The sequence below is a fragment of the Acetomicrobium sp. genome (assembly GCF_059026225.1).
The window spans coordinates 24,934-37,705 of record NZ_JBWQOQ010000008.1 but is presented as its reverse complement, the minus strand read 5'-3'; the positions used below and the strand labels follow the sequence as shown (position 1 = coordinate 37,705).

The window sequence follows — 12,772 nt, the reverse complement described above, 5'->3', positions numbered from 1 at the left end:
AAAATGCTTAGTTTTAGGATGTAAGTAGAACTCCTGTTCGACGATGAATACTACTTGCAGACATAACACCTGTGTATTGCCAAAATATCAGACAAGAGCGCTTGGCCAGTCTCTATCCTTCCGGCCCCGGGACCAATTATGGTGACCTCCCCCAAATGATCCGTCGCAAAAGTTACGGCGTTTATTGGTCCCATTACAGACCCCAAAACATGCGATTTGGGAACGGCAACAGGAGATACGCTTGCATAAACGCCGTTGCCTTCTTTTCTAACTTCAGCGATTAATTTAATTCTTTTTCCCTCTTTATTGGCTTCAACGATGTCTTCTTTCGTTATTTTGGTTATGCCTTGTCTTACAACGCCAGTCACCTTAATTTTTGCTCCGAAAAAAACATTAGCCATTATTGCTGCTTTTATCGCAGAATCCCATCCCTCCACATCGGAAGAAGGGTCAGTCTCGGCATACCCAAGTTTTTGGGCTTCTACTAAGGCTTCAGGATAATCATATCCCTCTTCCATTTTGCTCAAGATAAAATTAGTCGTGCCATTTACAATTCCTGCAACGGATTTTATATCGCACCCACTCATGCACTCTAAGACCATGTTTATGCAAGGTGTACCCGAAAGTACTACCCCTTCATATCTCAAACAAACGCGATTTTCTTTGGCAATACTTTCAAGTTCTTCCAATGCCAGCGCAATGGGACCTTTGTTCGATGTCACGACGTGAGAGCCAATGGACAAGGCCTTCCGCATGTGCGATAAACCCGGTTCTCCCGTTTCAAAATTGGTAATCGTAGCTTCTGCCACGATATCTGCTTTGGCCATTTCTATGAGCTCTAAAGTACCTTTATCAGTAAACTCAGGCCTATTTTTTAAAGATCCCTTTAGAGCCATTTCCTTCAATACGCTATCTAAATCCAGCCCATTCTCGTTGTAAAGGGAACCTCTAACGGGATCGGCAATAAAGGTCATAATATATTCAAAATCATACCGCCGTTTCAAAATCTCCTTCTTTCGATTTAATATGTGCGCCAAGCCCTGACCGACGTTTCCGAATCCAACAATACCGATTTTCCAAAGCAAAACTTACACCTCCCCAACTACAAAACAATGTATGATCATCCTGCGATACGATATATATACCTCAAGAAGCATAACGAAGCAAACAAAAAGGATCAAATATTTAAAACCTACTAAAAAAGTCGCATAACTCTCCCTTCTCCGTCCTAATCGATAAGGCATAATAACCTTCGCGCATTTAATTAAAGCGGGATACTGTACCCGCTCACTCGCAAAACAGTTCCTACGACAAAACTCTTGAGCAAAGTTGTGGAAGGAAGAAGCACGTCAAATACAATTACACTGTCAAAGGTAGGCGTAAAAAGCAGACACTGGGGAATCTTAGTTCGCCAAAGCATCGAGGACACTCTGAACGCACTCCCGGACGTGGAAGCAGATAATTGGCTAACATCTGCCGCCACTAGCACTAGAAGGAAAGGAGGCCAGAATATATATTAGTCTGCACCACCTGGAGGGCTTTTAAAGGAGACACAGCTTTTCATTGACAATGAATGTCCCGAACACAAAAGTAACCACGGTTATTTTAAAACAATGCTATGAGGTTGTTCGTCATTGTTAGATAAGTTTCAACTAATTATCAAAATTCAAAAGTACTTTTAAATGGTTTTCTGGACTGTTCGTTAAATCAAAGAACGCTTGTGCACTCTTCTCAAGGGGGTACACATCAGTCACAATTCGATCTATATTTAATCTCTTTTCGTTAACCAAGTTGATAAGATGCTTAAACTCGGCAGATAAACTATTTCTTGATCCATAAATATTTAATTCCTTTTTCACCAATATAGATTGATTAAAACTTACTTCCTTCGTGCCGTTTCCTATAAGCACTACCTTCCCACTAAAAGAAACTACATTAACTGCATTTAAAAAACTTTGCGGTAAGCCTACGGCTTCTACTACCGTATCCATTCCATTACCCTTTGTAATTTCGTTTATTTTCTCGTCAAGGTTAATTTCTGTTAAATTTAATATATCACTTGCTCCAAGTTCACGAGCAATTTCTAGTCTAGACTGAAGTAAATCAGCAATGTACACTTGAGCACCCTTTAAAAGTGCCGAAAGCATGGCGAAAATACCAATAGCTCCTGCTCCCAACACTAATACTTTTTCGCCTTCTTTTATATCGGCTCGATTCACAGCATGAAAACCTATACCAAAAGGCTCAACTAGAGCCAAAGTCTTTGCATTCAATCCCTTGCTTGGGAAAATACGGTGAATGGGCATTATTATATACTGCGCAAAAGACCCATCACGTTGAACTCCCATTGTCTCGTTATCTATACAACAATTAACCCTCCCTCTTTTGCAAGGATAACAAGCGCCGCAATTAAAGTATGGATTTGCTGTTACCAACATGCCTTCCTTTAACCCCAATTCGTTATCTTGAATGGAAATAATTTCCGCTGAAAATTCATGTCCTGGAACCCTCGGATATGTTGCGAAAGGTTGATTCCCCCTATACACAGCTACATCTGATCCACAAATTCCACAATATTTGACTTTTAATAAGGCTTCACCTTTATTTGGTCGAGGAATCGGCCTTTCCAATATCTGAATTTCACCTGGACGATCAACTAGGACCACTTTCATCATATGTTCCATAGTTTAAGCCTCCCAGAAACTCTCAAATATTCAAGTTTAGTTACAAATTGGTAAATCCGGGATTATTTGAATCATATCTTTATACCAACGAGTTAACTTGAAATAAGACATTAATTTATACATATTACAACTTTTTTGATATTTATATAAATTAACAATTCTCTTTTACAAAATTTAAAAACAATTTAACTGGGGGAACAAATCACAATAAGCTTTCCCCAACAAGATCATCATTTGTTTGTATCGCAGCATAGCAAATCATCTACTTAACTCTCACCTAATATACTAAACGCACGATCCCGGTAGAAAAAATTGGAATATATGTTAACAAACACAAACAAATCAACAATAAAATATAAAACGGTATTGCTTCCTTTATAAAATCACCTATCGGGCATTTCGTAATGCTACACGTCACAAACATCAACGTACCCATTGGAGGGCTCAAAGCGCCTATAGCCATATTAAAAATAAATACCATAGCGAAATGAATTTCATCGATACCATAAACATAAGCCATGGGGGCAAGCAAAGGAACTAACACTACCATAGCTGCGTTACCTTCAATGAACATTCCAACAATGAGCAAAAAAACATTTACGATAGCAAGAAATAGGTATTTATTACTAATATGAGTAACAACGATCTCGGTTATCATTTGTGGGATTCGCTCTCTCGTTAAAATCCATGCAAAAGCTGATGCAGCACCCACTATGACCATTATTGAGGCGGTATTAATAAGAGTTTCCTTCAAGCCTGTTGTAAATTTCTCCCAACTCATTTCTTTATATATAATGCCCAGCAACAAAGAGTACACTATAGCAACAGATCCTGCCTCGGTGGGGGTAAAAACCCCTAAACGAATGCCACCAATTATAACTATTGGCAACATGAGGGGTAAAGCTGCAGTTTTAACTGACAAAAAAATTTCACGACTCGGAAGTCTTTTATCGCGAAGGGGCATGTAATGACGTCGCTTCGACATAATCGAAACCAGAACCATTAACGCAATAGTAAGTAGAATTCCAGGTCCAAATCCAGCAATAAATAATTTTCCTATCGAAACGTTTGCAATAGAACCATAAATTATCATTGCTATTCCTGGAGGGATCAAAGGAGTTATCATGGCAGATGTAGCAGTTACAACTGACGAAAATTCATTAGAATAGCCTCTTTTCACCATTTCTGGGACTAACATTTTTGCTTCCATTGCCGCATCTGCAAGATTTGATCCAGATAAACCTCCCATAAGAGCAGACAACAAAACATTTACCTGAGCAAGTCCCCCAGTCCAGTGACCAGTAAGGGCTTCTGCAAACTGCAATACACGTTTTGTAACTCCTGAATAATTCATAAACACTCCTGCAGCCACGAAAAAAGGTATGGCTAACAAAGGAATACTTTCAATTCCGGAAATAACTCGTTGTACAATGATTTGCTGAGGAATGCCTGGCATATTAACGAAATATAACAACGACCCGGCGAGCAACGATATAAAAACTGGAACTTTTAAAAATAATAAAAGCAACATTACACCAGCAGACCACATAACCACATCATTAATTTCCATTCTTATAACCTACCCCTTAAGAATAATTTATCTCGTTAATATTAATGCTCCGTCTCAACAACATTTATTACAACCTTGTCAATTCATAGCCTATTTATATTGAAATTTGCCAAACAAAAGAAAAGCACTATTAAAGGATCATGCAACCACGCCAAAAAGAGCAACGAACATATACATACAAACTTGTCTGTTGTATCCGATATTAAAATCGCTGTCCCTTACATCGACATGTTGCTCTAACGCGTAAGACAAAAATACGCTAGCAATACCTTATTGTTTATACACGTATTCACATTTATGTCCTTCGCTTTCTTTTTCAACATCATTTTTGACACTGCGATGCAGTGTTATAACATCTAAGGCAAGGACAGCACAATAATTAACCAACATTAATACACAACCCATTGGGAAAACACCATAAATAATCGAATAAGGAATGTTTAAGATATTTGTTACCCGGTTAGTACGCGCCATCTGAACAGCTAGACGTAGTCCTTCTTTTGTAAAATAACATAAAACCCCTATCACAATAATAGAGATTAATATTTCTGCCAATATTCTAATCGAACGAGAGAATCTATCTACAATAAACTCAATAGCAACATGACTGCCTGCCCGAAAGGCTGCCCCACTGCTGAGAAAAACGATTAACACAAAGGAGGCCAACTGCACTTCTTCTAACCAAATAAAAGGTTTGTTCACTATATATCTCATTATAACGCCCATAAAGGTTGTTGATACTAATACAATAAATGTGCAGCCCGCCAATATAAGATCAAGGTTTAACATGACGTTAAAAATACTACTCATTATTAGCTCCCTCTAATAAACGCTAAACATTTAAATTTCCCCAAAATCAACCGCTACTGCTTATTTAATCGAGAACCTTCACTTATTCCATTGAGTTTAATTTACAGTATAAGCTTGCCGAAAAGTAGCCTAGGAGCCAACTATGATATCGCACCGCTAAGACAATAACCCGTTTTGAGAAGATGTAAGTAACTATTTACTATTCTTATAATATAACCGAATGAAACATTACCCTCTATTTATGCCCCAGGGGCTTTTCAGCAAGCTTATTACTCGGCATCAGTACACTGCACAACTACAACGATATGTTGCTATGTGTAATATATCTAATTCAACAAGCCTAGCATTTCGCTATTTCTTCATTGCTTCCTTAACTGTTTCGTATAACCCCTTGGACCACTTATTGGTAAATTCTGGCAATGAATAGAAAGCTCGCGCAGCTTCCGCAAACTCTGAACGATCCACGTGAATTATTTCAACACCCTCTGCAGCGAATTTCTTTAAAGTTTCCTCTACTGCCTCTTCCTGCAGTTTGTTATTATAAACTCCCGCCTCTTCGCAAGTTTCAACTAACAACTTTTTTTGTTCGGCAGTTAATGAGTCGAACAATATAGTTCCAGTTACTAATGTCGTAAAATTTCTCACATGAGCCGTTAACGAAAGGTTTTTCGCTACTTCATGAAATTTTCCACCATAGAGGACCGGTAAGGGATTCTCAACTCCATCGATTACCCCTTGTTGCAGGGCAGTATACACTTCTCCCAACGGCATTGGTGTCGGCGTCGCGCCTAACACCTCAAAACCTTTCACCTGAATAATATTATTAGGTACACGAATCTTCATTCCCTTTAGATCAGAAACAGAACGAACAGCTTTTTTGGTTAACAAATGACGATCACCATATATCCAGTTAGAGGCAATTATTTTTAGCCCTTGTTCCTCTAACATAGCACATTGACTACGATACCAATCACTTTTAGTTAACTTCCACACGTCGTCCCAAGAATCAAATAGAAAAGGTCCAAAAACAATTCCAAAATCAGGAACTCCCCTGTCTGCATAAAAAGCTCCATCAGCAAGCGTAACAACCGGTAATCCTGCTAACATCTGATCCATGAGATCATTTTTTGACCCCAATTGACTTGAAGGGAAGACTTCCAATTTCATGGTACCGCCACTTCTTTCTTCTAGAAGTCTAGCCCATTCTCTAACGCCCAGATCGAAGGGCTCACCTGGATGGTTTTCATAACCAACATGAATAACTACTGGTTTTTCTGATGCTAATGCACTACCACTAATAACCATGATTCCAATTATTACTGCCACTACGGCCAATAAGACTTTACTCCAACGACTCCTCATCTTACTTTCACTCCTTACTTATTTTTATCTACAGAAACAAAAACAACTCGGCTTGTAAAGTAAACCAAAATCTCTTGTTTACACCTTCACATTACACCTTCGCACATATGCTCGTTTATATAACATCATTTAAGAATTGTCAATCAAATAATTCAATTTGACAAAACTAATGACCATGATGTAGAATTTATTTTCGAGGGGTGGAATGCATTTATTCACAAATTACAAGTTAAGAAGGTAGGAGCTTGATAATATGGCGAATAAAACTTTCATCAACAATGATTTCTTGTTGGAGAGTAAAGCGGCGCAAAAACTTTACTTCGAGTATGCCGAGCCCATGCCTATTATTGACTATCATTGTCATTTGCCAGCGTGTGATATAGCTATCGATCGAATATTTGAAAATATCACTGATATTTGGCTAGGCGGAGATCATTACAAATGGCGCGCAATGAGAACGTGTGGCATTCATGAAAAGTACATAACCGGAGATGCTTCTGATGAAGAAAAATTTCAAGCCTGGGCAACTGTCGTGCCCAGGCTTATTCGTAACCCCCTTTACCATTGGACTCATCTAGAATTGAAGCGTATATTTGGAATTGATCAGCTGTTAAACCCTGACACAGCAAGTAACATTTACAATAGGTGCAATGAGCTATTGCGTCAAAGAGATTTTTCAGTACGGTCCATCCTAGAGAAATTTAAGGTTGAAGCCTTATGTACTACTAATTACCCTGCAGAAAACCTGGAACATCACAAAACCATCCGCGATACTCAATGCAAGACGATAGTGCTTCCATGTTTTAGACCTGACAAATTCTTGGATGCACATCTTCCAAAAGAATTCAATAATTTGGTGAATTCTTTAGAAAGTTTAACAGGGCTCTCAATCAATTCCTTTGAAGATTTCATAGAATCTTTGTGGAAAAGGCATCAATTTTTCCATAGAAATGGCTGTCGTATGTCTGATTATGGCATAGAAACTGCTTACTCCGCGGATTGGACTATCGAAGATGTTAACAGGGCTTTCGTTAAAGCAAGATCCGGACATCCCTTAGAAGGAGAGGATCTTTTGAAACTCCGCTCAGCTGTGCTTTATGAACTTCTTTTAATGGACCACAAACAGGGATGGGTGCAACAACTTCACCTCGGAGCTATGCGAAATAACAATTCAAGAATGATGGCCCTTCTTGGCCCAGACAGTGGATACGACTCCATCGGGGACTTTGAACAGGGGAGACCTTTAATTCAGTTATTGGACAAATTAGACAGGTCTGGCCATCTTGGCAAAACGATAATTTATTGTCTTAATCCTAGAGATAACGATCTTATTGCTTCTATCATTGGCTGTTTCCAGGATGGCATTACGCCTGGCAAAATACAGATGGGATCGGCATGGTGGTTTAACGACCATAAAGACGGAATGACTAAACAAATAGAAGCCCTATCATCCATTGGTGTTTTATCAACTTTTGTTGGCATGCTTACCGATTCTCGAAGTTTTCTATCTTATCCTAGACACGAGTATTTTAGGCGAATACTATGCAATATTTTAGGAAGAGATATGAGCAATGGAGAATTGCCAAATGATTATCAGCTTATTGGTGGGATAATCCAAGATATATGTTATTTTAACGCAAAAAATTACTTTCAGCTTCATGAAGCGTATAATGCGATAGTATGATATTTTATTAAGAATGTAATTTAAGAAATATAGTTAAAAATAGTAATGGGAGGGATTACAATGAAGAAGTGTGTTGTTTTTTGTGCTGTACTGGCTCTAGTAAGTTTTATATTCTCTTTTAGCACTCCTGCGCTAGCCCAAAAACAAATTGTATTGCGTCTTGCAGAAACTCACGCCCCTGATTATCCTACAACAAAAGGCGACTACGAATTTGCGCGTCTAGTTGAGGAAAGGACTGGTGGAAGAATAAAGATCGAAGTTTATCCGAGCGCGCAACTCGGAGAAGAAAAAGCCGCCTTAGAAGCAGTTCAGTTTGGAGCTATCGACTTTAACCGTACAAGTATATCCCCTCTTTCCGCGTTTGTCCCAAATTTAATAGCACTTCAGATGCCTTATCTATACAGAGATGACGAACATATGTGGAAAGTAATTAATGGACCCATCGGGGAGAGCTTCTTAAATTCTTTGGAGGAATTTAACTTTGTCGGTTTGGGATGGTTTGACGGAGGTGCCAGGCACTTTTACAATTCAAGAAGGGAAATTAAGACAGTGTCGGATTTAAAGGGCCTGAAGATTCGCGTCCAAGAAAGCAAATTAATGACAAACCTAGTATCATGTCTTGGCGCTGTTCCAACACCAATGCCTTTTGGTGAAGTCTACAGTGCATTACAGACAGGTGTAATAGATGGTGCTGAAAACAACTTACCAAGCTATTATTCTACTAGCCATTACGAAGTAGCAAAATACATCACCCTTGATGGCCACAGCCGAATCCCAGAAATAATAATCGCAAGCAAGTTGTCTTGGGATAAATTGTCAAAAGAAGACCAAGAAATTATACGACAAGCTGCCAAAGATGCTATGCCTTACCAAATTAAGCTTTGGAAAGAATTTGAAAAATCATCAGAAGAGAAGACAAGACAGGCTGGTAGCATTTATACTGAATTAACCTCTGAGACACTTGAAGAATTTCAAAAGGCAGTTCAGCCAATGTATGATGAACTTAGCCCGGAATTAAAAGAAATAGTAAATCAAATTAGAAATGTCAAGTAAGCATTAACGACGCTATTTAGTCAAATAAATGCAAACTCTGAGGAAACCTCTTATTCGCTATTCTAAATAGGGAGGTTTCCTCAGAAATCAATCATCGCACAAAAACTTGAACGCTTTAATATATTCTACTTATTTGCCAATAAAAACATTATATCAATTATTTCTAGTTAATTAATACATCGCAAAGACATGATATTTTTAAAGACTTTGTTTATTTACAAGAGATCGTAAGTTTGGAGGCTAATATTAACAAATGGATAAAATTGGTAAAATGTTTGCTTTTGTTGATAATGTCTTAATAATACTTGCAAAAGCCTTACTACTTATAATGGTTATAATAATATCCTTAAATGTTTTTATGCGATACGTCCTTAACTCCGGAATCCGTTGGGCAGAAGAAATATCGTTAGTTTTGGTTGTCTGGTTTACTTTTATCGCTCTAGCACATGGTGTTAAAGCTAAACTACATATAAATATGAACCTATTACCTTCAAAAATTGCTCAAAAGCTCGATCCCTTACTTAAGAAAATATCGGACATTATAATTTTATTTGTTGGATATATTATGGTTTATTACGGAATAAAACTGGTAAATGTAACTTCTCGATCTATCCTTCCTGCTTCTAATTTACCAGCATCTGTCATTTATTTTCCCCTTATTCTATCGGGGATATTGATCATTCTTAATTGTTTAATCGAGATTTTGAGCTTTAGCAAGTCATTGGGAGGTCATGACTAATGCTTGGTACAACAATAGCGACATGGATTTTGCTCGGCTCTTTTGCGATTATGCTGATACTAAGAATTCCAATAACATTTGCACTGGCAGCATCATCAATCTTTACTGCCATGTACCTGAAAATACCCCTCATGGTAATCATTCAACAAATGGTGCAGGGTGTTAATTCTTTTTCGCTTATGGCAATACCCTTTTTTATTATTGCAGGCGAGATTATGGGAGAGGGAGGGATTTCTCAGCGCTTAATCGAGTTTGCTAACGTTATTGTTGGACGATTTCGAGGAGGATTGGCTCTCGTTAATGTACTAGCCAGCACGTTCTTTGGTGGAATCTCAGGGTCCGCTGTAGCCGATGTTTCTTCCATAGGTGCCATTCTCATACCTATGATGAAAAAGCAGGGATACGACACCGACTATTCTGTTGCAGTCACAGTTACAAGCGCATGTCAAGGCATTATTATTCCACCAAGTCACAATATGATCATATATTCTCTCGCCGCAGGTGGGGTTTCTGTGGGTCGTTTATTTCTGGGAGGCTTCATCCCTGGGATAACACTAGGGATAGCATTGATGATTGTGAGCTATATAATGGCTGTTAAACGCAATTATCCTACGGAAAGGTCATACTCCTTCAAAGAAGCGCTTTTCATAACCAAGGACGCCTTATTTGGAATATTCACTGCAGTGATCATACTTGGCGGTGTCATCTCAGGCATCTTCACAGCTACTGAATCGGCTGCTATAGCCTGTGTATATGCCTTTATAATTACCTTTTTCGTCTATAGGGAAATACCCTTATCTCGAATGAACAAGATACTCTACTCATCCTTAAGGACTCTTGCAATGGTCATGAGTTTAATTGCTGCTGCAAAAGCTTTTGGATGGCTATTGGCATACCTCAGAATTCCTGCTCTCGTTACCACCTCTCTTTTAAATATTACAACAAATCCAATCCTGTTGTTATTGCTTATCAATGGGCTATTGATTTTATTGGGATGCATTATGGATATGGCTCCGCTTATCTTGATAACAACACCTATTTTATATCCCATAGTTGTTAATAATTTAGGCATGGATCCCGTGCAATTCGGGATTATGATGATGCTCAATTTAGGAATAGGGCTTTGTACTCCACCAGTAGGCTCAGCCTTATTTGTTGGTTGTGCTATCGGAAAAATCTCCATAGAGAAAGCTACTGTGGCAATGCTTCCTTTTTATTTGGCAATGATTGTCGTTCTATTATTGGTCACTTTTATTCCCATTATAACTTTGTTTATTCCTAACTTACTAATGGGATAATAGTCATTTTAGGAGGATTAAAAATGCAAAGACTTACGCGTAATTCATTAAAAAACATATTATCTAAAGAAATAACTTTTCCTAAAGAAAAAACACTCGATTTACCAGTAAAGGTTTTACAATTCGGTGAAGGAAATTTCTTGAGGGCCTTTGTTGATTCACTCATCCAAATAGCGAATAACGAAAATGTATTTGGAGGTCGCGTTACAATAATTCAACCGATTCCGGAGGGCAGAGCAGATGCAATTAATGCCTCTGATGGCCTTTTTACTCACATAGCACGCGGAATGTATAAAGGTCAGCCAAAAGAGGAGATCAGGATCGTAGGAAGCATTGATAAAGCCCTTAAGGCTTATGGCGAATGGGATAAGGTTCTTGATGCAGCAAAAGACCCCGCCATCAAAATCGTCGTCTCGAATACAACCGAAGCAGGAATTGCCATATCACCTGACGATCGCTTCGATAGTAATCCGCCTCGCTCTTTCCCTGCCAAAGTCACCAGACTTCTTTACGAACGTTTTAAGGCCCTTGGCAAAGATAAGGCTAAGTTGGTGTTTATCCCATGCGAGCTTATAGATCACAATGGGGACATACTGAAGGAATGTGTATTAAAGCTATGCAACAATTTTGGTTTGGAGAAAGATTTTATCGACTGGGTAGACAAAGATTGTACGTTTTGTTGCTCCTTAGTTGACAGGATTGTCACAGGACATCCAAGGGATGAGATCGGAGACCTAACGAAGAGATTGGGATACGAAGACAACAACCTCGTCGTATCTGAGCTATTTCATTTATGGGTCATAGAGGGACCAAGCTTTGTAAAAGACATTTTCCCGTTAAACGAGGCAGGCCTCAACGTAATCTTCACCGATGACATTACGCCATACAGAACACGAAAGGTTCGTATCTTAAATGGAGGACACACATCTACTGTAACTTTGGCATATGTGGCAGGATTAAACTACGTCAAAGAAATGGTCGAACACCCCATTATAGGCAAATACTTAACAGACCTTCTTTTCGACGAAGTGGTGCCCACAATACCCGGTGATGACTCTGAGATATTAGCCTTTGCACAAGAAGTGCTTGAAAGGTTTAAAAATCCTTACATCAAACATGCATTGTTGGACATTACGTTGAATTCTACAAGCAAGCTCGCCGTTCGTGTGATACCAAGTCTTGTTGATTTCTATTCCATGAGCGAGAAGCTGCCCAATCGCTTGCTTTTATCCATTGCCGGATATCTTAGATTTTACAAAATCACAAGAACTGACGGAAAAGCTTTCTTTGGCATGCGCGATAATGGAGAAGAATATCCCATCAGGGATGATCGCGAGATACTTGAGTATATGAAAAACATTTGGGATATCCCTGATGCCGCTCCAAGCCTAGATCAATGCCGAACCATTGTAGAAAAAGCCCTCTCCCATCCAAAACTCGAAGCCGAAGCTTTATTAAAAGTGCCAGCAATGATAGAAAAAATTGCCCTTTATTTACACAACCTTCTAACGAAAGGCTCTATTAATACCGTAAACGAAATAAATATCGCCAAACGAGGGGAGGAATAAGAAA

10 protein-coding genes are annotated in these 12,772 nt (G+C 38.7%); 5 read left to right on the top strand and 5 right to left on the bottom strand.

All coding sequences use genetic code 11. The features are described 5' to 3' along the window. Window positions 1–50: 50 nt before the first annotated feature. From AC5SXE_RS09945 to AC5SXE_RS09925, 5 genes are all read right to left on the bottom strand, one after another. Window positions 51–1,085 (bottom strand): homoserine dehydrogenase, encoded by a 1,035-nt coding sequence (locus AC5SXE_RS09945; protein ID WP_493917321.1) that lies wholly within the window; start codon window positions 1,083–1,085, stop codon window positions 51–53. 567 nt (window positions 1,086–1,652) lie between these two features. Beyond that, window positions 1,653–2,684, bottom strand: coding sequence for a zinc-binding alcohol dehydrogenase family protein (locus AC5SXE_RS09940; protein ID WP_303884127.1), 1,032 nt, complete (start codon window positions 2,682–2,684; stop codon window positions 1,653–1,655). A gap of 277 nt (window positions 2,685–2,961) precedes the next feature. Further along, the gene (locus AC5SXE_RS09935; protein WP_303884125.1) at window positions 2,962–4,254 is read right to left on the bottom strand and encodes a TRAP transporter large permease; all 1,293 of its coding nucleotides are present in this window, start codon (window positions 4,252–4,254) and stop codon (window positions 2,962–2,964) included. Between the two features lie 270 nt (window positions 4,255–4,524). Further along, on the bottom strand, window positions 4,525–5,064 hold the full coding sequence (locus AC5SXE_RS09930; protein WP_310847283.1) for a TRAP transporter small permease: 540 nt from the start codon (window positions 5,062–5,064) through the stop codon (window positions 4,525–4,527). Window positions 5,065–5,415: 351 nt separating this feature from the next. After that, window positions 5,416–6,390, bottom strand: coding sequence for a C4-dicarboxylate TRAP transporter substrate-binding protein (locus AC5SXE_RS09925; RefSeq protein WP_303884128.1), 975 nt, complete (start codon window positions 6,388–6,390; stop codon window positions 5,416–5,418). 289 nt (window positions 6,391–6,679) lie between these two features. Between AC5SXE_RS09925 and uxaC the strand changes: the two genes are divergently transcribed. The 5 genes from uxaC to AC5SXE_RS09900 all read left to right on the top strand — a co-directional run bounded on the left by uxaC (window position 6,680) and on the right by AC5SXE_RS09900 (window position 12,768). Further along, window positions 6,680–8,110 carry a glucuronate isomerase gene (gene uxaC, locus AC5SXE_RS09920; protein ID WP_433913005.1) on the top strand — a complete coding sequence of 477 codons (1,431 nt, stop codon included), beginning with the start codon at window positions 6,680–6,682 and terminating at the stop codon, window positions 8,108–8,110. 60 nt (window positions 8,111–8,170) lie between these two features. Beyond that, window positions 8,171–9,163: a TRAP transporter substrate-binding protein gene (locus AC5SXE_RS09915; RefSeq protein ID WP_303884121.1), complete on the top strand. Its 993-nt coding sequence runs from the start codon at window positions 8,171–8,173 to the stop codon at window positions 9,161–9,163. A gap of 253 nt (window positions 9,164–9,416) precedes the next feature. After that, window positions 9,417–9,902: a TRAP transporter small permease gene (locus tag AC5SXE_RS09910; protein ID WP_303884119.1), complete on the top strand. Its 486-nt coding sequence runs from the start codon at window positions 9,417–9,419 to the stop codon at window positions 9,900–9,902. Then, window positions 9,902–11,200, top strand: coding sequence for a TRAP transporter large permease (locus AC5SXE_RS09905; protein ID WP_303884117.1), 1,299 nt, complete (start codon window positions 9,902–9,904; stop codon window positions 11,198–11,200). Before AC5SXE_RS09910 ends, AC5SXE_RS09905 begins: the two co-directional genes overlap by 1 nt. Before the next feature lie 23 nt (window positions 11,201–11,223). Then, on the top strand, window positions 11,224–12,768 hold the full coding sequence (locus AC5SXE_RS09900; protein ID WP_310847289.1) for a tagaturonate reductase: 1,545 nt from the start codon (window positions 11,224–11,226) through the stop codon (window positions 12,766–12,768). The last annotated feature ends 4 nt before the right edge of the window (window positions 12,769–12,772 follow it).